A 23300-nucleotide genomic window follows, 5' to 3' on the forward strand; every position below is an offset into this window, starting at 1 on the left:
TCCACCAATTCTATTTACCATCTCTTTATTCCTCCTAGTTATCTTTATATTTTCTCGTCTATAATCATTCCAACCATTTTTTGCATTTCATAGAAAGCATCTAATAATTTTTTCGGTGGAATCTCCTTGATTACTTCATCAGTATCTCTGTTCACTACTGATACATAATATCTGCCTAAACCTTCATGGTATATAAATTTTGAAGAACTGTAATTGATCTCTAGAAAATCATTTACTGCATCAACGGCTTGTTGCAGTTTCTCTTTTGAAATTTCTTGTTCTTCACCAACAGCAGTTACTTTTTCCACTAATTGCTGAGAGTTAGGTTCAGAGGCAAAATTAGTCTTAACGTTTTCTTCCCCATTAACAGCTTTTGTATCGATTGTTTGTCTTTGCGCGGTAATACGCATTAAACTCAACCTCCTTAGCTTTTCATTTGCTTACCATTAATATCGGAAGCATTTAGTATTATTTCACGTTTTTGGTTAAACAAAATGATTAGAGCTTTTTCGTCTAAAATTAATTATTAATTTTTTAAAAATAAAAATTTATAGGCTCAATCCCATATATTACTTTTTTCAAGACCTAGACTACTCCTCTTTCGAAAAATTGCCTTTTATTAAATTATTCTGCCGTATTTTTCACTTGTACATATAGCATTGTTAAAGTCTCTTTATACAGTTATATGCAAAATTCAAAGCCCTTGCTGGATACTAAATTTTCTTAATCTGTGTCATACTTATTTTTGAGAACCTACAGACAGTGAGAATAATCACATATCGATAGTTTGCACATTCCTTTGTTCTTATGAATAAGTGTTTTGTACTTTTCAACAAATATGCCACTTGGGTGCTTCGCGTAATTGATAAATATCAATTAGAGTTTTTCTGATCTTGACTTTTTTTGTAATGACAAAAAAATACCTACCTTTTAAAAGATAGGTATAACTGATCGACCAATATAATTATTCAAGCGAAAATCAAATATTCCTTATTTGTGCTGAAAAATATTGCAATTTTTTTATTTGATACTTTCATTTTACTAACTTTTACTGCACACTATCCAGCTCCATCATATTATAATTTTTTTTATACTATGCGCTATGCTATTAATTTTTTTTTGTGCTTCAACCTTGGTAGATTTGTGAACACCGATATAAACCTTGCACTTAGGTTCAGTTCCTGAAGGTCTAATACAAATCCACGAACCATCTGCTAATAAATATTTCAAAACATCTGCTTTTGGGAATGACAATGCTTTTGCTTCACCGCTTGCTAAATGTGAAATACCTTCTATGTAATCTTCTTTGGCTGTTATAGCAATGCCGTCAAATTCTCTTAACGGTGCTTTGCGGAATTCCCTCATAATACTTGCAATTTTTTTCTGTCCCTCTACGCCTTCAAATGTGAAAGATAATAATTTTTCTTTATAGTACCCATATTTTTCATAAAGTGCATTGAGTGCATCTAACAATGTTTGATTTTTTTCAGAATAATAAGCAGCCATCTCTGCTGTTAGTAATGCTATTTGTACAGCATCCTTATCACGTACAAAGTCACCTGCCAAATATCCATAACTTTCTTCATAGCCAAAGATAAATTTATGTACACCCGTTGCCTCAAATTCTGCTATTATTTCAGCGATATATTTAAAGCCAGTCAATGTATCAATAGTTGTCACACCAAAGGATTCTGCAATAGCTGTCCCTAATTCAGATGTCACAATCGTTTTCAACATTGCCGCATTACTAGGTAATGTACCTGCTTTTTGTTTACTTGATAAAATATACTGTAAAAGTAGTGCACCTAATTGATTGCCATTTAACAATGTATAACCCTCACCATTGTGAATCGCTACACCAAGTCGATCTGCATCAGGATCTGTTGCAAGTAGTAACTTAGCTCCAATTTGTTGTCCAAGTTCCATTGCCATCTCGAACGATGCTACTTCTTCAGGATTCGGATAACTTACTGTGGGAAAATCTCCATTTGGGACTGCTTGCTCAGTCACTACCTGCACATTTGTAAAGCCCCCTACCTCTAACGAACGCATTGTTGGGACAAGACCAGCTCCATGGAGCGGTGTGTAGACAATAGGTAAATCTTTTGAGTCAACTGCATTCTGTACTAACTTTTGAAGTGCTTCTTGATATGCATCATCTATTCGTTCAAGTATTTCTATACATAATTCTGAAGTAGTTAATTCCTCTTTAGAACAAGAATAAATAGAAAAGATATCTGTTACTCCCTTCATATGTTCTACAAGTTCATCAGCAAATTGTGGCGTCAATTGTGCTCCATCCTCACCATAAACTTTAAAGCCATTATATTCTTTAGGATTATGACTCGCTGTAATAACAACACCGGCAAAAGCACCTAAATAGCGTACAGCAAAGCTTAACTCTGGTGTTGGACGGCTTTCCTTGAAGACATAGCTTTGAATCCCATGTGCTGCCAAAACACCGGCAGTCTCATAAGCAAAATCCTGCGAAAAATGACGTGTATCATAAGCAATTACAACACCGCGTGCTTTCGCGATCACTCCTTGAGACTCTATTTGACGAGCAAGCCCTTCAGCTACTAAACGAATCGTATGAATATTCAGTCGGTTTGTACCAGCCCCTAGTTTGCCTCTCATCCCACCTGTACCAAACGGGACATATTGATAAAAACGTTCTTCTATTGCCTGGTCATCATCAGCAATGGCACAAAGTTCCTCCTGATAGAAACAGTCTGCCATCTTTCGCCATAGTTCATATAATTCTTTACTCACGAACGTTCACCACATCTTCCTTTAACAACTCAAGCATTTTCTTTTTATATGCCTCGACACCTGGCTGATCAAATGGATTAACCTCAAGGAAGCTAGCGCTTATACCACAGGACTTCATAAAGAACATCATTAAATAACCAACATGATATGCGTCCAACTTTGGCAGCTCTATACGAATAACTGGTACTCCACCTTCTTCGTGTGCAAGTGCTACTCCATCTTTTGATGTTGCATTAATATCATTCATAGAACGTCCAGCTAAATAATTGAGCCCATCCATATCATCTAATGAAAATGGAATATCTACATCTTCGTCTATTTCCTCAAAGTGAATAAGCGTCTCAAACATAATACGGCTACCGTCTTGAATAAACTGACCGATGGCATGTAAATCCGTCGAATAGTTCACTGTGGAAGGGTATAAACCTTTATGCTCTTTCCCTTCACTCTCACCAAATAACTGCTTCCACCATTCATGTAGTTTATTAAGCCTTGGCTCAAATGATGCCAATATTTCAACCGAATAACCTTGCTGATACAACGCATAGCGCGTACATGCATAATCGATAGCACTATTAGAGTCACCAGAAAAATCTAACTCTGCTTGTCTACCACCACGTACAAAAGCCTCTATATCAATACCTGCAACTGCAATCGGTAACAACCCCACCGGTGTAAATACTGAAAAACGGCCACCCACGTCAGATGGTACAACAAATTGACGATACCCTTCTTTTTCTGCAATCATCTTTAAAATACCTTTTTCGGCATCCGTTGTTACTAGAATTCGTTCTCGTGCTGTTTCCCCGTAACGCTGTTCCATGTAACCTTTCATTACCCGAAATGCTAAAGCAGGTTCCATTGTCGAACCGGATTTTGAAATAACATTAACATACACTTCTTTTGTATCTAAATAGACTAATAATTCCTTTAAGTATGCACCGCTCATATTATTTCCAGCGTATACAATCTCCACACCCTTCTTGTTGCAGAAATAAGGAGTTAAAGCGTCGATGACAGCTCGTGCACCGAGAAATGAACCACCTACACCGATGATAAGAAAAATTTGAGCTTGTGAATTCACTTCATTGGCTACTTTTTGAATCGTCAGAAGATTTCCGATTGTAACAGGATTATAGTGAGACATGTTGCTTGAATTGTTAAATTTAATTTTCGGAATATTGTTAATGGATTGATAATTGATCATATTCTCAACTCCTGTTAAAACAGCTTGTTCTTTTTAAGATCAAGTTTCGATTATTGTTATTATATCGACAGAGATAAACAATTTTTCACTATTATGTTCCGTATCCCTATTATTAAGATTACAGACATATCCTAATGATCTAGTTTTTTTATTCATGACGAACTTTTAAACTTAAGTAACACCATGTAGAGTAAAAAAATACTTACTTTACAATCGTTTATTAAAGGTGAACAAAAACGAAATAAAGAATGGCACACTACGTCATAAAAAGCACCTTATTCACAACCAGCCTGTACTAGACGTTTTTAGGGATGGCAAAAACACATAAGTAAATATTAGGATTTAAAACCAATAAATTAAAAAGACTTTTTAATCTAAAAAGGTGGAGGAACCTTACTCCAAGTCATTTGAACTAGCCGAAAAGCACTTGTCTATTTATGACTTCATCAATAGATTCGAAGACAATGCTATTATATACATAACAATATACATCTCCTTAAGATTACCCCATCTCTGTGATTGGAAAATAAATTCCGTAAATATTAAACAATTGTGTCACCTCAAGTGAAATTAAGTATTCAAAAAATGTTGATTCTTTGCTATGCTTGTCACGTATTAAAATTACTCCTTATTGTTGAGATTTGGACAGGACTGCCCATCACAATTGTAAGGGATTTTTTTATCTTAAAAATTCACTGTATTTTCAACTTTATTAGTAAAATTTATACTTAACATCTGGAGGTAATATTCAATGCAAAATGAGGCAAGTAAAGAATTTTTTGAACAATTATTACAACATATTTCAAGTTTTATACAAAACGAAAAATTAGAAGAAGCAAAGAATCTTTACGAAGAATACATAAAAAATTATATTTTTGAAATAAAAATAACTAATCAATCACTAGCAGCAGAAATCTATTATAATTATGCGATATTACTATTTAACATGCACGACTATGAAGGCTTTTTAGACAACTTATACTTTGCACAACAAAATAATTATAATACTAACATCATTCACAATATTATTTGTGAAGCTTTTATTACGCCGAATATAGAGGAATTTCAAAAAAATTATCAAAGTAACATTTTGACAATTAAAAAACGATATAAATTTTTAGACATTCCAACTTTTAAGGAGCTAAGATATTGGCTATTACCTTTTTTGGAAAGTAAATTTTATATATATGATAAAGAAAACAAAAAATTAGTAAATAAGTTGAATTTACATAATGATTTTGAACTTTTAATTAAAGAAGAAAATTTCGATGAGTTTTCTAACTTTTGCATTTTCACAGAAGGCAATCTTGACAAAGTTTTATATGTTTCTAAATTCATTTCTAAAAAAAATAAAGTTGGATATTTTGTGATAGAGGATATAATGTTATTTTATTCCTCGCTTCAAGGTAAAAAAATAAACCCTAAAGATTGGGAATCGATAAATATTTTTCATTGTATTAAAGAATTAACTGATTTTATTAAAAATGAAAACTTAATTATTCCAAGAAATATTATTAATTTTTCATCTAAAATCACTTATCCTAAAGCGTTTTTAGATGAAATCCACCAAGAACGTCTAAACTATCCATTCGAAAAAGATAATGTTCTGATTAGCATTTGTATCCCCACTTATAATAGGGGACATAGAGCTTTAAATACAATTAAAAAACTATTAGAATTCAATTATGACATTGAAATTGAAATTGTTGTTTCTAATAATGGGACAAAAAATGAGACTAAATATCACTATGATCAATTAAAGACAATTAATGATAGTAGATTAAATTATTTCGAATTTAAAGATAACATGGGTTTTGCAGTTAATTTATGTAAAGTATGCGAACTTGCAAATGGTAAATTTATATTATTGCTTAGCGATGAAGATTTAGTTAATGAAAAAATACTAGGAAAAATACTAAACTTTATTTCAAAAAATAATCAAGAAAATTCACTTGCCTTATTAAAAACTTCTGTAGAAAATTATTACAATTTACCAGATATAGCTAAAAAGAAAGGCAAAGACGCTCTAGAACAATTTATGTTAACATCCAACTATATATCTGGACTTTTAATGAATAGAGAATTATTATATGCATCTAGTGCATTAGAAAATACACTGTCTAATTTAAATAATTCTGTCTTTTATTACTATCCACATATGTATTTTGAATTGTTATTATGTGAAATGGGAAATGTCTGCTCTACTTCACTTCCTTTAATCCAACAAGGTAGTGCAGAAGAATTTGATGGAAATGACAACCAACATTATATTACATACAATAATGTTGTAATACCTCAATATGCAACTATAGAAGGTAGAATGTCTCAACACAAAGAATTTTTCAACATTATCTATAATCTCGAAGTGTCAAAAGATAATCCAGAGTTATTTAGAAAATTATATATCCATTTAGTATCAAAAACTTTATTTTTATGTAAAATAAATATTTTAATTTATTATTCCAAAATTACTAGTTTAACTTTTTGTAAAAAGGAATTTTTCAAAGTTTATAACTACTGTATTAGTGAAGAGTTCTTCAAAGGGTCAATACCGGAGAGGGATTTTGATATAAACGTTATAAACCAACTTATTATATCCAGTGACTTTGCAGGGCTAATTGAAGACGATGAATTAATATACAATATTGATTAGCGAATGGTGTTTATTGCAAAATAAAAGTGGTATTAAAAATCACCAAGAGCGCCCAGTAGATTTACTGTGGGCGCTAATTTTGTGATACTATTTTCAAATCATATATTCATGTGATGTTTTAATTCTGAAAATAAATCATAAGGTGAAACTCTTATTTCATTTGAAGTAGCTGAGCTGATGTCGATTTAGACATTGTTACTTTTCAATTCGACTTAAATTGAAGAATAAGTTTCCTCTTTTTCGCTATGGTTGGTATTGAATGGGTTAGTCGATTATCAAAGATTCACTGAAAATTACATACATTATTTTATACTAAGTTTACTATTTAATTCAAAAAGAACCGCGTCTAACGAACTATAATTTGGCTGATACCCTATCTCTTCAGCTAATTTACTTATAGAATAATAGTTTGATTTAATACCAGTAACAGAGTTAGGAATGGTTCCATGCTCAATTTCTACTTCTAGATAATATCTTTTAGATAAATAATTTAGTAAGTCCCATTTTGAAATAGGTTGAAGGCTATATACATCATAAGTAGTGTTAATATTCTTTATTTTCATTACATTCTGCACCATTCTTACTAAATCTGAGGGATGAATAAAGTCTCTTTTAAAATCGAAATCTGTAGTTATAAATTTCTTTTTATTTTTCAAACTATTAAATACTTCATTTAAAAAATATGGCATATCCTCGTTTATAAAACGGCTATAGAAACCAAATATTCTTAAATCAACAATATTTAATTCAGATAATCCTCTGTGCTTAGCTTCAGAATTAATCTTGCTAACAGTATAATAATCAGCTGAAGAAATATTATTAATATTTATCATTGCACCTTTATTTTCATCTGCTGGATTTGTAAAATCAGTACCATACGCTGCACCACTACTAAAGTTGATGTAAAGAGTATCTGAATTATTATAAAGATAGTCGAGGATTAAATTATCGAACTTCTCTGTAAGTATTAATATTTCTCCACCCATTTTTTTTAGAATTTCAGGATTTCCAATTCCAACACAGTTTATAATCACATCATATTCTCCAAGAGAAAAATTTTCGAATTTTTCAACTGTAATTTTGCTTGAAGTAGATATATTTAGGTTAATAAAACTCCTCAAATGATTAAAATCCCGAGCGAATAATACCATATGCACATAATCAACTGAAAAATAATATATTAAATTTTTGGCTACATGACTAGTAGCTCCGAGTATTGCTACTTTTTTATTATTATTCTCCATTACTCAAAACTCTCCCAGTTATCAACATATACACCATTTAAATTAATAATTCTAATAACTATATAAGTTGAAATAAAGATACTTAATACTCCAACAAACTAAAAAACAAAAATAAATCTACTAACTAAGTTTAAGTACATTAAATAGTTTATATAGGGATATTAATTTTTTATAATGCAATTACTTAGGTATTCATCTCTTGGCAGAAACGGGTACATATCATCATAAGGCATTGACATCATTGTTCCATCAGATAATTTTTTTGATGACACTCTTGGAATCAATAATTGATTAGAAGGTGTTATTACTTCACATATAATAGGACCTTGATATTCCTTAAGTTTAGAAATTTCACTATCTATTTCCGCAATAGACTCAATTCTCATATACTTGATTCCGTAAGTATCAGCAATTTTCTTAATTTCTGGGAAGCTTATTCCGGAATCCTGGCTCTCACCAATAAATCTACCATCCATAAAATTGTTTTGTGTGTGTCTGATTAATAAGTAACCATTATTATTTAATATAATAAATTTTACTGGTAGTTTATTATGGACTATCGTCTGAAACTCTTGAAGATTCATCTGTATAGAACCATCCCCAGTCAAACAATAAACTTCTTTTCCTTTATTTGCTACTGCAACCCCTATAGATGCAGGTGAGTAACCCATAGTAGATAATCCACCTGTTATTATGTGTCTTTGTCCAAATTTCACCTTAAAAGCCTGAGCATGAACATGAAAACAAGATCCAGTATCTACTACAAATACACTTTCATTTGACATATGTTTAGATAATTTATCAACAAAATAATATGAATTTACTCCCTCTTTTTCTTCTGCATAGGACGGAAGAACAACTGGATATTTTTTTTTCCAAGTTTGAGTTCGTGTTAACCAATCCACATTATCAAATCTATAGTCTTCTAATTCTTCAATTAACATCTTTATAAAAAGATCTGCATCGGCTTGTATTGAAATATCATTAACTACAGACGGCTTAGAGATTTCATCTTTATCTATATCCACATAAACCTTTTTGGCATTTTTGGCAAAGTCCTCAAAATCATATCCAACTAAACCAATTCCTAACCTGCAACCTATAGTTATTAGTAAATCTGAATTTTGGATGGTAAAATTAGCAGGTCTATCTCCGTATGTACCTGGTCTACCTATGAAAAGAGAGTGATCGTAATCTATTAAATCCATTCCAAGTCTCGAAGTGAGCACTGGAATTCCAACATTATCAATTAATTTATGAAATGATTCTATCCCGTTTGCTAGGCGCACCCCAGCTCCTACAAGGATACAAGGCCTCTTACTTCTCAAAATTTCTTTTTTTACTTTTTTAACTTGCTCTTTTAACGAAACTTTTTCATCTATTTCAGAATTACTATTTATATCTTCAGGTTTAAACCCTTCAAAATTGTCTGGATTAAAAAATGCACCTTGAATATCTACTGGTATTTCTATATAAACTGGACCTACTCTGTCCAATTTAGCTAAATAGATACACTTTTCTATTTCATATTTAACCTTTGATATATTATCAATCATTACCGCGTATTTGGTAATATTATCAAACATCGGTAAACTATTAAATCCCTGTAATGGGAACTGTCTTACACCTTGCACTTTTGCCAAAGCAGCCTTTGATTGGCCAGCAATTAATATACATGGGGAAGAATCGACGTATGCACCAGCTATCCCCGTTATTGCGTTCAAAGCACCTGGTCCTGCCGTAACATAAGCAACACCTAGCTTCGAGGTAAATCTTCCATATGCTTCGGCAGCCATAGATGCGGCTTGTTCGTGGTGACAACAAGTATATTTTTGACTTTCATGTTGTTGTAATGCATCTGTCAAGTGCATTATCATCCCACCAGTTACTAAAAAGACATGCTCCCCCCCTGCTTTATACAACATATCTGTTATATAATCAGCAACTCTAATTTCCATTTTTAAACCTCCTATTTTAAATTTATATTAAACTATATTTTATCTCTATTCTTTATTTTATTTACTACTTCAATTATTATATCTTCTTGTCCTGCAACGATTCCTTTTTGCCCAAGTTCAACTAAAATATCTCTAGGGTTTACCCCTGATTCATTAGCTATTCTTAAAACATGCTTTTTGAAACCTGAAAAAACACCTACTTTTCCACTTATTATGCTTAGAGAATCTGAAAACGGTAATTCCTTCGAAAATTCTTTTTCTATATATTCTGCAGCATCTAACATTTTATAGAAATCAATATCAATTTTAAAACCACTTTTATGAAGTACTGCAATTAATGATTCAAGTTGCGCATTCCCTGAGCCAGCTCCAAATCCGCGAGATGTACCATCAATTATTGTCGCACCTTCTTGTGCTGCAATTAGACTATTCGCAACTCCTAAACCTAAATTATTATGTGCATGGAAACCTACACGAATATCCAGTTTATTTACCAAACAAGATATTCGCTCTTTGACATCTTCAAGTAAATAAGCGCCTGCAGAGTCCATCAATATAACTCCCAACGCTCCATAAGACTCCATCTTTTTAGCTTCCTCCACTAACAAATTTGATGAAGCCATATGCGACATCATTAATACTCCATAAACTTCTTTACCTTTACTTCTCGCAAATTCAATATGTCTTTTTGTGATATCCGCTTCAGTGCAATGGGATGCGACTCGTACAACATCAACTCCATAAGAAATTGCAACATCTAGATCTCTTTTGATTGTAGCGAAACCAGGTATAACATGTATACCTAACTTAGTATTTTTTAAATTTTGTTTTGCAGTTACAAGCATTTCTTCATCAGTTAGTAAACTCTCTCCTACCTGAAGTGATGAAGCACCTAACCCGTTACCATGTCCAACTTCAACAATTGGAATATTTGCTCTCTCTGCTAATTTACAATACTCCTCTATCTGCCGCTTACTTAATTGATGGCCTATAGCATGGGAGCCGTCACGTAAAGTCGGATCACTTATCAATATTTCATTCATTATTTTACGTCACTCCTATTTTTTTTGCATATTCTTCAGCAATGGCTATCCCTGCACAATTAATAATATCTAGATTACCTGCATATTCAGGGAGATAATCTCCTAAACCTTTAACTTTCACCATAACTACTATTTTTTCATTTTCAATCATTGGTGGAACTATAATATTATAGCCAGGTACATATCTTGTTATGTTTGTTATTAGTTCACATAACTCTTCATTTAGTTTTTCAATATTAGGATTTTGAACTTTTGCAAAAATGGTAGTTTGCATATCAATACAAGGTTCTACTGGATTTAAATTTAATAATGCTTTAGTTCGTTTTGCATTTGAAAATTGTTTTAAACCTAGTTCTGTAGTTTCTATATATTCATCCAAATTTAATCTAGTAGCAGCTCCTGCGCTTTTTGAAGAAATACTAGAAATTACCTCGATGTAATCAACATTTGAATGGGATTTACCAATTGCATAAGCAATCGGTATGGATGCTTGTCCACCACAAGTAACCATATTTACATTATTTTCAGATAAAGCTTCATTTAAATTTACTGACGGAATACACATAGTACCTATTTTTGCAGGAGTCATATCTATAACAAATTTATTCATTTCTTTGAGTATTGAAGCATGATACTTATGATCCTCTGCAGACGTAGCATCAAAAACAATATCAAATTCGTTTGGATTATCTATTAAAGCGTTAATACTTTGATCTGATACATTAACACCTAAATCAATAGCTTTTTTGATACCTTCTGAATTTATATTCCTACCTACAAAAAGGGAACACTCTAAATATTTCGAACGAATGGTCTTTACTAATAAATCAGTACCTATTTTCCCACTACCTATTATCGCAACTTTTATTTTACTAGGATTATGTAGCATTTTTATCAAACCTCCTTGTTTCCAAAGTTAATAATTACCATCTATAAATAATGTTAGAAAATTCCAGACCTAATGACTAGTTTATCTTTTATTAAACAAGTTTTCATTCATATGGCAATCTTTTTATGTCGATTTAGAATATAGATTGATATTATTACTCTGGTAGCTTTCGATATGTAAGTAAAGATCTTTAGAAGGACTTTTCTCAAAAGTTCTCATTTAGCCGTTCAACTTTATTATATAATTCCAATTGTTGCAGACATACATCTAGCATATTTTTACCCAATTGATATTGATTCGTCCATTCTACAATCTTTTCAATCGTCATTTTTAAACACCATCTCGGTTGCCATCCTAGAAGGATTTTTGCCTTAGAGCAATCTAATTTCAAATAATTCGCTTCATGTAAAAGGGTTTCTCTTTCCACCTTATATTGCGCTGGACCATCCCACTCTTCAGTCATTTTTTGTACAATCCATTCAACCTGCTTTGCATCTTCATCATTAGGGCCGAAATTCCAGGCATCTGCATACTTTGGTCCATAATTATACAACTTCTCTGCGAGTAATAAATATCCACTTAATGGTTCTAGTACATGTTGCCATGGGCGAATTGCATGTGGATTACGTATAATGATTGTTTCATTTTTTTCTAATGAATTGATACAATCAGGGATAAGACGATCTTTCGCCCAATCACCGCCACCAATGACATTACCTGCTCTAGCAGAAGCGACAGCTACTCCATGATTATCATAATTAGCTGGATTAAAAAAGGAGCTACGGTATGACGCAGTCACCAACTCCGAACAAGCCTTACTATTTGAATATGGATCATATCCCCCCAGTTGTTCGTTTTCGCGATAGCCCCATGTCCATTCTTTATTTTCATAACATTTATCTGTTGTTACATTAATTATCGCTTTCACCGAGGTACATTTTCTAATACTCTCAAATAAATGAACCGTGCCCATAACATTTGTAGAGTAAGTATCTACTGGATCTTTGTATGATTCCCTTACTAACGGCTGCGCTGCCATATGAATAACGATTTCCGGATCAGCTTGCAACAAAGTTTTTTCCAAAAAATTTCTATCTCTTATATCACCTATAACTGAATGGATTAGCTTATTCACACCAGCTACTTCAAACAATGAGGGTTTAGTGGGCGGTTGCAGAGCATACCCAGTTACATTTGCTCCCATTGAATGTAACCAAATAGACAACCATGATCCTTTAAAACCTGTATGGCCCGTTAGAAAAACTTTTTTATTTTTCCAAAATAATGGATCAATCATATTTTTTTACCTTTATTTTCAGTTTTTTTAATCTTCCACGGTGCTTCATCTTTCTTCCATAGTTCCTCTAGATAATTTTTATCTCTCAACGTGTCCATAGGTTGCCAAAAACCAGTGTGTTTAAAGGCTTTAAGCTGTCCATCACATGCTAATTTCTCCAATGGAGCTTTTTCAAGAATTGTTTCGTCACCATCAATATAATCTAGTACTTCTGGTTCCATAACAAAAAATCCTGCATTAATCCAGCCACCATCTCCTTTTGGCTTCTCTTGAAAACCAAATACTTCATTATTCCCTCCTAATTCTAGCGCGCCAAATCGACCACTTGGCTGTATGGTTGTAACACTAGCTAGTTTCCCATGAGATTTGTGATACTCTATTAGATCTTTAATATTCACATCAGAAACACCATCACCGTATGTGAGCATAAATGTTTCATTATCAAGATAATCCTTTACTCGCTTTAAACGACCACCAGTCATTGTTTCTAATCCAGTATCTACTAATGTAACCTTCCATGGTTCAGCTGTCACATGATGGATAATTTGCTTATTTCCATTTCTAAAATCAAATGTAACGTCTGATTCATGTAAAAAATAATGTGCAAAATATTCTTTTACATAAAAAGATTTATACCCTAAACAAATTACAAAATCATTAAATCCATAATGCGAATATGTTTTCATAATATGCCAAAGAATAGGCTTACCGCCGATTTCAATCATTGGTTTTGGTTTAAGATGAGATTCTTCACTAATACGTGTTCCAAATCCACCAGCTAAAATAACTACTTTCATTTTATCACCTCAAAGTTTTGCGAATTCTACTGCTTCTATAATCTTCTTACTCATATAATCAATCATTTCATCAGTTAATCCCGGATATACACCAACTAAAAATGTATCATTCATAATCTTGTCCGTATTCTTTAAATCACTTGCAAGACGATATTCAGAAGTGACAAATGCAGGTTGCTTTGTTAAATTACCTGCAAATAGCATTCTTGTTTGAACTTTATTTTTTTCAAGATATTGAGCTATTTTATTGCGCGAAACCTTACTACCATCTTTTACTGTTAAAATAAAACCAAACCAACTAGGATCACTATTATGTGTTTTTTCTGGTAATATCAGATCTTCTTGAAGAACTATTAAATTTGACTTAAGTCGATTAAAATTATGAATTCTCCTTTCAATGAATTTAGGAAGTTTCTTTAACTGCTCTAAACCAATAGCAGCTTGCATATCTGTAACTTTTAAATTGTAACCAATATGTGAATATGTATATTTATGATCATACCCTTGAGGTAATTGTCCAAGTTGCCAATCAAAACGTTTGTTACACGTATCATCACAACCAGATGGGCACCAACAATCACGTCCCCAGTCTCTAAACGATTCAATAATCATCTTTAATTTCGGATTATTCGTATATACTGCTCCACCCTCACCCATAGTCATATGATGTGGAGGATAGAAACTAGAAGTACCAATATGACCATGAGTACCTGTTAATTTACCGTTATATTTTGCACCAAGAGCATCACAATTGTCTTCAATTACCCATAAACTATACTTATTAGCTACTTCCATAACTGTATCTAAATCAAAAGGGTTCCCCATTGTATGTGCAATTACAATAGCTTTCGTTTTGTCTGATAAGGCTTGCTCAATTTGATTTGCAGAAATATTATAAGTTCCTAAATCAATGTCCACAAAGACAGGGATTAGTCTATTTTGTAAAATTGGAGCTACAGTTGTAGGGAATCCCGCTGCAACTGTTATTACTTCATCGCCAGGTAGTAGACGTTTATCTCCTAACTTAGGTGAAGTTAGTGCCGAAACTGCTAATAAGTTTGCCGATGAACCTGAATTCGTTAGGAGTGCGTATTTTACACCTAAATACTTTGCAAAGTCGGTTTCAAATTGATTGCAGAAACGGCCTGAAGTTAGCCAAAAGTCTAAAGATGCATCTGTTAAAGCTATCATTTCATCTTTGTCATAGATTCTACCTGCATAACTTAATTGATTTTCTCCTGAAACAAATTCCTTTTTTTGATGAAATAAATCATGGAATTCTTCTACTTTGTTGAAAATCATTTTACGCTTTGCCTTTTCTAATAATTCTTGTGAAATTGAGCCTACTAAATTAATGGATTTCTCTTTTAATTCTTCAAATGTGAATTCTTCTATTTGATTAGAAATAATACTTTGATTTATATAACCCATTGTAACAACCGTTTTTTTATTACACTCTACAACTATCTGTAATTCATCTTCTATTTTTAGAATATCTCCTATTTTAACCATCGTATACTCCTATTTAGTTAAGTATTATTGAAGAGTTAATCAACATTTATATACTTGCTTAATAATAAACTTTTGTATTTTTTTAGTATGATAAGTTAACTTAAATAAATTACTTCATCTTTTATTTTTTTGAATTCTTTTTACGCATTTCACTAGTTATACTGTCGTTTCGGCTGCAAACTTAGAACTTACAAGCATTAAATTTACAGCTGTTAGAATTATTTTAGAAATCGACAGCAAAAAGTGAGTCTTGAAGATCTTGTTAATAACAATAATGTTACTACAAAAAATTATTTACTACTAAACCCCTTAATTTGATTAACTCTTAATCAACTACTTGAAATTCACCAATTATAGTATCGCATTTACCAAGTGCAGCTAATGAACTTTCATAAGACTGCCTTAATAATGGATTATCTAATATACCAAAATGATTATGTCCACCAGGCATTCCCTTACTGAGCCAATACAAATGATTACTTAAGGGATACCTTTGAATTTGTTTCACAGCTTTCACAGAGTACCCAGCATTTTTTAACAACGACTTTAATGTAAACTCATTATATAAATACAGATGACAACTCCAATATGTAAAATTGGCAAATGCCTCATTGTTGAATAATGTCAATAGAGCATCATCAGCATTAGGAACTTCTATCAATAAAATTCCATTTGGTTTCAAATGTTTCTTTAATTTCCCAAGTGTTTCTATAGGATCAACTAAATGCTCAACAACGTGAAATAAAGTAATTATGTCATATTTTTCTTCAATTTCATCTATATTAGAATAGCATTTAATTCCCTCCTCATTAATAATTTTATTTAAAGCTTTATCTAATTCAACACCATGAATTACTTCACATAGCTCATTTCCTAGGTGCAAGAAACCTCCAGCACCACATCCAAAATCAAGAACTTTTTTACCTATTATTTTATTTTTCAAATCATTAAATCGACGTCTATCATCAACAATTGATTGTTGACGATAATTCTTTATATAAACTTTGCCATTCATCATACCTGATTCTTCATAAAATTCATCTGATATATGCTCAAATGAAGACAAAAATACTAATGTACATCTCTCACATTCCAGAACTTGGATATCACTTCGATCCCTTACACGTTCAAAACGCATTTTTATTTTATCGGATCCACATAAAGAACATTTCATTGATACTCACCACTCTCTAATAATTGTCTTTCTCTCAATCAAATCTAATTTAGAAATTTCTTTTTCCTGATAATAAGAATCGCCTTTAACATGAGTTGTAGAAATCTCTTCGAAAATCGCACCTGTTTTAGATGAGAAGGAATGAATTTGACCTCGTAACACTGTTTTCATATCCCCTGGGTGCATAATGGATTTCGAACCATTTATCTCAACTTCTAAATCTCCATATAATAATTGGAATGTTTCTTCTTTTATTTTATGAAGATGACGTGGGTGTTTTTGTCCAGGTAAAACAATGATTAATTTTTTACAGTATTCGCGATTTACGATATTAATAATAATGGCTCCAATTTGTCTGAAATTTTTCATACCATAATGGTGCGATAATTCCACTTCGAAATCATTACCCAATGCAATACCCGCCTCGAACAGCATACCTTTTGCATCATGAATAACGCTTCTAGCACTTTTTATATCAGATGTATACTTTTTTTCATAAATTGGAGCGTTTACGCTATATTCTTTTGTCGCAACTAATCCATCATACATATCCCCACTGCTTAGCTGTCCTTCTTGATATGGCATCGCAAAGAATACATCATTTTCCGTAATCTTATCTCCAATTGCAATCGTTTTTTTCGCATAAACTCCTCTCATCAAAGAGTTTAATGAGTCAAGTTCTGATTGGCTGATATATTTTGTATTTTCTTTCTTCAAGCCACAAATATCTCTTGCAGTAACAATAGATTTTACCCATCTATCAGCTTGTGATGGATTCATTGAATATGTATTGAGTGTGATTGTTTCTGTCGGTAAACCTACATGACGCTCATGGATTTTTGCTCCTTTTGCTGCAGCTAACATCGAAACGATATTATCATCAGGATTTTCATGCCCTGAATACCCAATCGTAATATTTCGATAACGCTTCTTCATTCGGTCTATAAAATCTAGCTGAAGTCTTTCCATTGGTGCTGGATATTCTGCTACACAATGTAATAATGCAAACTCACAATTTCTATGAGTAAAGAAATTATATATTTTATCAATATCAGCTATTGTTTTCCCACCCGTTGAAATAATAAGGGGTTTGCCTGTAACAGCAGCAGCTTCAAGTAACGGCCAATCCATCGCACTACAGCTTGCTATTTTAATGACATCTAATCCTTGTTCAACGCACCAGTTAACACCCGTTTCATCAAATGGTGTACTCATCGCAATCATACCTTCTGATTTAATAGCATCTATTAATTCACAAAATTGCTCAAAATTTAATTTTGTACTCATAAATCTTGGTATGTGATTTATATCTGTTCTTTCTTTAAAGTCTGGGTGTACAAAGGAATCAATATCACGATATTGCAATTTCACAGCAGCTTTCACATTGTATTTTCTAGAAATTTTGCCCATCTCTTTAATGATGCTAATGCCATGTTCTACACTACCTTGGTGGCTATTCGCCATCTCAAAAATTATTAAATTATCAAATATACTCATTTAATTCATCTCCATTCTAGTAAAGAAACTATATAAATCGTTCATATGTATCATTTTATCATCGACATAAAAATCAGCATTTGGTTTACCGAACAGCAACTCATGATACTTTAAACCCCAATCTGACATCTGCTTCGCTGTTACTTCACGCCAATCTTGCTTCGTAACATATCCTCTCGCCGTAAATAAAATAATGTTATTCCCTGCATCATAAAGCTGATTAATGATATGTATCATTTTCTTATTAGGCGTTGCAAAGCGATAATCCAAATCTTCTCTAAATTCAGCTATTACACCATCGATATCAAATACAAAACGATAGTTTCCTTCCATCAAGCGTAAATACTGCTCCGCTTTTAAAAATTCATCCTCTGTGTCAATATCAAAGTTATGATTTAATTCATATCCTTTAATCTTTTGACCAGACATTGAATTTTTTTCAGTAATAACACTCGTTCTGATTATATCAATACACGCGTTTTGATAAAAAATCTTGGGCAATTGCTGTCTGGGCATATTATAAGCTTCTTCAATATCAGTAAGTAATGGTGTTAAAGTTTCATCATCATTTTTACGCCACATTTTATAGGCAATTTCTTTTGCTGCTACTATACAACGAACAGAATCTATTTGGTCATCTGACAATATTAAATCAATCATTTGATCAATATCCTGCACATTTCTAATAGGGTAAGTAGGTCTCAATTGAACGACAATATCTGGAACATACCCCTCTTCTTTTTTTAAATAGGCAAGGGCATGTTGAAATACTTCAATATCTAAAGATAAATCTCCTGAAATTTCTTTTGGTCGAAGAAAAGGAACTTCTGCACCATACTTACTCGCAATATTTGCATATTCCTCACTATCTGTACTTACAATCACACGATTTATTTTGCTTGAATTTAAAGCGTGCTCTATGGAATAGGCTAACATAGGTTTTCCATTTATAGGTCGAATATTTTTATCTCTTACACTTTTTGAACCTGACCTAGCAGGTATGATTGCAAGTATTTTTGTCATTTATATATTTCCTTTACTAATTAATTCACAAAATTGCTTTTCGTTTATCAATTGAGTCCCTTCGATTTTAGCACCATATAAAGCCGTATTATAAACTTCTACTCTAGTATCCTGAACTACACTATTAAACCATTTTAAATAGCTATAAAGTGTATTTGTTGTATTTATCTCTTTACCCGCATTACACTCTACCGTTAAGAGTTTTTCTATATCTGAAACAGTCCTTCCCGATGTTGACCCTATTACATGCGACTCGTTACTACTAAATCCCAAATCTTGACCAAATAATACAAGTCGTTTAAATTCAAGATATTCTAAAAGGCTGAATGCTAAAGTTGCTACCGAACCACCAGTATCTAGAGTTGGGTACTTTAATTCAGTTGCTAATTTTTCTGCCAATGAATAGCCATTTTGTAATAATACACATCTATTATATTTGTGATTATTTACTGTATTATTATCAGCTGTGCATAGGTAAAATAAATCTCCTTTAAATTCAAGCTCGCTAAATTGTTTCATTATTAATTGTTGGGGATCAGAAATTATGGCTGCATTAGGTGTGATTCCAGCATCTAATAACGGTTTCAATGCAGAACCTACACTCAAAATAAAAACATCTTCATTTACTTTTTTTAACCAATTTTTTGTTTCATTCAGTGAAGGACCACTAGAAACTAATGCGGCTATTTTCTTGTCTTTTAAACTCTCCTTTATAGTCATAAGTTTAAAATCATCTAGCTGAATATTAATTTTAAAGTTTTCTTCCATTAATGGAGCAAATCGTTTATATGACATTTGTTTCATTTTAATATCCATCAAAAAAGAATACAAAGGATGATCTTGCCCTATTACTGGTAGCCAAACATGTGGAATGATTACTTGATAGTCTGTATTCAATGCTAAATCACTAATATTAACGAATAATTGTATATTTTTTTTATGGCTTAATTCCATTTCAAATTCAGAACCTTTATAACAATTAAGCTCCTTTTGATCTAAAACCAAAACAATAATTTCTTTATGTGGCTCTACTAAATCTTGTAGTGCCTTCAGGTGATATCCAAGCCCTAAACCAACCAGTAGATATCCTTTTGCTTCTTGAATAAATTCTTTATCAATAAATCGTCTTGCATCTTCAACTGGCCGATATTTACTATATAAAAGAAGATTATTAACTTTTACTGTATCTTCTCCATTCTTTGCCTTTAATATCTCAAACTTCATGCTGTTGGCGTACTATCAATGTCTTGTAGTTTGGAAAAGAAAGGAGCAATTTCATATTCAAATAAATCTGCTACTAAATTGTAATCTTGAATTTGAAGACCATCATTAATTTCGCTTAAATATGATTGAATTGAATTGATAACTAAATAAACAGTAATTCCATTTTTCTCAATTAAGTTCCCTGCATCTATTAACCACATAACACCTTCTGTAAAATCTTTAATAAAATTTAATGCTTCCGTAATTTGATCTTCACGTAGTTTTTCTGCAATGATTCTACTACCAACTGGTAATTTATTAACATACTCATTGTAACTTTCAATCGTTTCTTTTAAAATATCATCCATTTTCTTTACCTCTCTCATTTCTTTTTGCTTTATCAATGGTATCTAGAGAATATTGTTTTGTTTTTTTTATTGCTTCTAATAATCTAGAGTAAAGTTCTTTAGATTGATTATACACCCTTGTATATGTTTCTATTGAACTCTCATTTAATTTTGGTTCATAGTTTCTTAAGATATCCAGAGTAATTGGATCTGTTAAATAATTCAATGATACTTGTTTTAATTTTTTATCCAAATTTTTATCAATCTTACTCAACTCTTTTAAAATGTCCTTATTAAATGTGCCTATAGTATTATTCTGGTTCAAAAATTTAAGTGCTAATTCCAATTGTTTTATCAAATAGTTATATATATTAATAATCGCATTCATTTTACTAATAAAAATTGAACTATTTATTTTTTTATAATTATTTTCTTTTACGATTTCTTTATTAACACCATGTTGTTGATAGACATATGATTCACAAAAATCAACAAAAGATAGCTGATTCATACCTTCAATCTTTGCTCCTCCCTCCGTACAATTAAAAATAGGGGAATCATGTTGCATTTTTTGATGTAGGACTTCAAAACTTTTTTTCATTGATAAAAATGGGTAATCCGTAATAACCATGCCTTCATAATACCCTGGTATTTCTATAATTGTTCTAGATTCACCAAAATCTAGATCTATCTCAGTAAAACGTTTATTACTTTCTGCATGGGATTTACCATCTGTATATGCTAAGTCTTGGCCTATAAGTGCTATTGGTCCTGACGTAATATACGCAGCTATTGAAAAGGCGAAGTTTGCGACTGATCCGCCACCACTTATGAGAGGTAGATCAATTGAAAATACCTTGTTAATATGTTCTCCATATACTTTATTACTAGCAGGTAGAAAGGCATATTTATTATTTGTGTATTCATCTTGAATTTTATAATGACTAGTAATAGAATAAATTAATTTTGATTCTATTTTCCTTATATCTTTAAAATGATTATAGTTTGCAAGCCCTCCATCTATAGTCACAATATAATCTGGCTCAATTTCATTAGCAAGAAGCGAATTAATGGTGGAACCAGCCGCTATTATAATTACTTGATTTTTTATTTCCTTTAACAGTGACAACTGTTTAGTTAGAGAAGGACCACCCGATGCTAAGATTACTGGACAGGTATATATATTTTTTAAATTTCCCAACGGATTATCTTGGCTTACATTAAATAAATTTTGTATATAATTTTCCTGCCAATTGTCTGAAAACAGCCTTATAGTATTTTCTTGAACTTGAAGCATTCTTTGTACTTCTTTTATTATTTCTAAAACCCTTTTCATTTCGTTTGGAAGAACTTTATCATAGTTAGGTGAACAAATTACCTTTATTTTTCTACTTAAATTTCTAAGAGCACCAGCAATTAATACTTCTAATTCATTTTTTTTAAGTTCATGAATAATTGTAAATTTACCTATTTTTTCTTCTGCATTTATTAATGGGTATATGGGATCAATAATAATTAGTTTTGTTGCATCTTCAATTTTTTCATATAATACCTCTGCTAAATATCCTAAACCGTATCCAAATAAAATATATACATAACCCTGTTCAAATTCTTTTTCAACTATTCTTGAAGCTTCTTGAATCGGATCATATTTACTATGTAATAAATAACCATTCACTGTAACTGACTCTAGATTATTTCTAGTCTTTATGTATTCAATTTTATATTCTGACAAAATGTCTCACCTCAATTACTTTATCGTCAAAATTCGAAAAAAATAAAGGAATCCGTTCAAATATTGAACGGATTCCTTAAAAATTTAATTAGATGAAATTATTATCGTAATAATTGAAGTACGCCTTGTGGTTGTTGGTTTGCTTGAGCTAACATAGATTGTGCCGCTTGCATTAAGATGTTGTTTTTAGTGAAGCCCATCATCTCTTTAGCCATGTCTGTGTCACGAATACGTGATTCAGCAGCTGTTAAGTTTTCAGAAGTTGCACCTAGGTTATTGATAGTATGCTCTAAACGATTTTGGATTGCACCTAATTTAGAACGCTCAGTTGATACTGATTCAAGTGCAGTATTAATAGTTGTGATTGCCGCATTAGCACTACTTTGTGTTGTAAGATCAATAGAAGCTACTCCTAATGATGTTGCACCCATGTTTGCAATTGAAAGCGTAAGATTTTGTGATTCATTCGCACCAATATGGAATACTTTTCCTGAGAATGAACCGTTTAATAGATTTTGCGTATTGAACTCAGTATCAGTTGAAATACGAGTAATCTCTGTTGCTAAAGCATCAATTTCTTTTTGTAATGCACCACGGTCAGAAGATACGTTTGTATCGTTCGATGATTGTACTGCTAATTCACGCATACGTTGTAGAATTGCATGTGTTTCATTAAGAGCACCCTCAGCTGTTTGGATTAAAGAGATTGAATCTTGAGCGTTTTTAGTCGCCATGTCAAGACCACGGATTTGCCCGCGCATTTTTTCAGAAATTGCTAAACCAGCAGCGTCATCGCCAGCACGGTTTACTTTGTAACCAGAAGATAATTTCTCAAGGTTTTTAGATGCTTCCGTGTTGTTGAAAGAAAGGTTACGGTGAGTATTTAAAGCTGAAATGTTGTGTTGAATTCTCATTTAGAATTCCTCCTTGAATGTTTGTTTTGTCATCC

General features: G+C 32.0%; 18 protein-coding genes. 1 reads left to right on the forward strand and 17 read right to left on the reverse strand.

Annotation, left to right across the window (positions count from 1 at the left end; translation table 11 throughout):
- Positions 1 to 44: 44 nt before the first annotated feature.
- The 3 genes from AC07YC_RS12715 to AC07YC_RS12725 form a co-directional block, all read right to left on the reverse strand.
- Positions 45 to 410, reverse strand: a complete 366-nt coding sequence (locus tag AC07YC_RS12715) for a flagellar protein FlaG (protein WP_336636205.1) — start codon at positions 408 to 410, stop codon at positions 45 to 47.
- 661 nt (positions 411 to 1071) lie between these two features.
- Positions 1072 to 2772 (reverse strand): phospho-sugar mutase, encoded by a 1701-nt coding sequence (locus AC07YC_RS12720; protein WP_336636204.1) that lies wholly within the window; start codon positions 2770 to 2772, stop codon positions 1072 to 1074.
- Entirely contained in the window at positions 2765 to 3979 is a 1215-nt protein-coding gene (locus AC07YC_RS12725; RefSeq protein WP_336636203.1) for a glucose-6-phosphate isomerase, read from the reverse strand. Before AC07YC_RS12725 ends, AC07YC_RS12720 begins: the two co-directional genes overlap by 8 nt.
- A gap of 751 nt (positions 3980 to 4730) precedes the next feature.
- Between AC07YC_RS12725 and AC07YC_RS12730 the strand changes: the two genes are divergently transcribed.
- A complete protein-coding gene (locus tag AC07YC_RS12730) occupies positions 4731 to 6632 on the forward strand; it encodes a glycosyltransferase (RefSeq protein WP_336636202.1) in 1902 nt (633 codons plus the stop codon).
- 302 nt (positions 6633 to 6934) lie between these two features.
- Here the strand turns inward: AC07YC_RS12730 and AC07YC_RS12735 are convergent, their stop codons facing one another.
- The 14 genes from AC07YC_RS12735 to hag all read right to left on the reverse strand — a co-directional run bounded on the left by AC07YC_RS12735 (position 6935) and on the right by hag (position 23265).
- The gene (locus AC07YC_RS12735; protein ID WP_336636201.1) at positions 6935 to 7876 is read right to left on the reverse strand and encodes an NAD-dependent epimerase/dehydratase family protein; all 942 of its coding nucleotides are present in this window, start codon (positions 7874 to 7876) and stop codon (positions 6935 to 6937) included.
- Between the two features lie 161 nt (positions 7877 to 8037).
- Positions 8038 to 9834, reverse strand: coding sequence for a thiamine pyrophosphate-binding protein (locus AC07YC_RS12740; protein ID WP_336636200.1), 1797 nt, complete (start codon positions 9832 to 9834; stop codon positions 8038 to 8040).
- 32 nt (positions 9835 to 9866) lie between these two features.
- Positions 9867 to 10877, reverse strand: a complete 1011-nt coding sequence (dmpG, locus tag AC07YC_RS12745) for a 4-hydroxy-2-oxovalerate aldolase (RefSeq protein ID WP_494919563.1) — start codon at positions 10875 to 10877, stop codon at positions 9867 to 9869.
- Positions 10878 to 10881: 4 nt separating this feature from the next.
- On the reverse strand, positions 10882 to 11766 hold the full coding sequence (locus tag AC07YC_RS12750) for an acetaldehyde dehydrogenase (acetylating) (protein WP_336636198.1): 885 nt from the start codon (positions 11764 to 11766) through the stop codon (positions 10882 to 10884).
- Between the two features lie 205 nt (positions 11767 to 11971).
- A complete protein-coding gene (rfbG, locus tag AC07YC_RS12755) occupies positions 11972 to 13063 on the reverse strand; it encodes a CDP-glucose 4,6-dehydratase (protein ID WP_336636197.1) in 1092 nt (363 codons plus the stop codon).
- Entirely contained in the window at positions 13060 to 13860 is an 801-nt protein-coding gene (rfbF, locus tag AC07YC_RS12760) for a glucose-1-phosphate cytidylyltransferase (RefSeq protein ID WP_336636196.1), read from the reverse strand. The genes rfbG and rfbF overlap by 4 nt, the downstream gene beginning before the upstream one ends.
- A 9-nt stretch (positions 13861 to 13869) precedes the next feature.
- On the reverse strand, positions 13870 to 15372 hold the full coding sequence (gene rfbH / locus AC07YC_RS12765; RefSeq protein ID WP_336636195.1) for a lipopolysaccharide biosynthesis protein RfbH: 1503 nt from the start codon (positions 15370 to 15372) through the stop codon (positions 13870 to 13872).
- Positions 15373 to 15697: 325 nt separating this feature from the next.
- A complete protein-coding gene (locus tag AC07YC_RS12770; protein ID WP_336636194.1) occupies positions 15698 to 16546 on the reverse strand; it encodes a class I SAM-dependent methyltransferase in 849 nt (282 codons plus the stop codon).
- Between the two features lie 6 nt (positions 16547 to 16552).
- Positions 16553 to 18043 (reverse strand): N-acetylneuraminate synthase family protein, encoded by a 1491-nt coding sequence (locus tag AC07YC_RS12775; RefSeq protein ID WP_336636193.1) that lies wholly within the window; start codon positions 18041 to 18043, stop codon positions 16553 to 16555.
- A complete protein-coding gene (locus tag AC07YC_RS12780; RefSeq protein ID WP_336636192.1) occupies positions 18044 to 19066 on the reverse strand; it encodes an acylneuraminate cytidylyltransferase family protein in 1023 nt (340 codons plus the stop codon). It abuts the gene before it with no gap.
- The gene (locus AC07YC_RS12785; protein ID WP_336636191.1) at positions 19067 to 20290 is read right to left on the reverse strand and encodes a motility associated factor glycosyltransferase family protein; all 1224 of its coding nucleotides are present in this window, start codon (positions 20288 to 20290) and stop codon (positions 19067 to 19069) included.
- Positions 20287 to 20637: a DUF8042 domain-containing protein gene (locus AC07YC_RS12790; RefSeq protein WP_336636190.1), complete on the reverse strand. Its 351-nt coding sequence runs from the start codon at positions 20635 to 20637 to the stop codon at positions 20287 to 20289. Before AC07YC_RS12790 ends, AC07YC_RS12785 begins: the two co-directional genes overlap by 4 nt.
- Positions 20630 to 22351, reverse strand: coding sequence for a motility associated factor glycosyltransferase family protein (locus tag AC07YC_RS12795; protein WP_494919564.1), 1722 nt, complete (start codon positions 22349 to 22351; stop codon positions 20630 to 20632). The genes AC07YC_RS12790 and AC07YC_RS12795 overlap by 8 nt, the downstream gene beginning before the upstream one ends.
- Positions 22352 to 22452: 101 nt before the next feature.
- Positions 22453 to 23265: a flagellin Hag gene (hag, locus tag AC07YC_RS12800; RefSeq protein WP_336636188.1), complete on the reverse strand. Its 813-nt coding sequence runs from the start codon at positions 23263 to 23265 to the stop codon at positions 22453 to 22455.
- Between the last annotated feature and the right edge of the window lie 35 nt (positions 23266 to 23300).

It is taken from the genome of Lysinibacillus sp. GW247-5R2A (assembly GCF_059424475.1).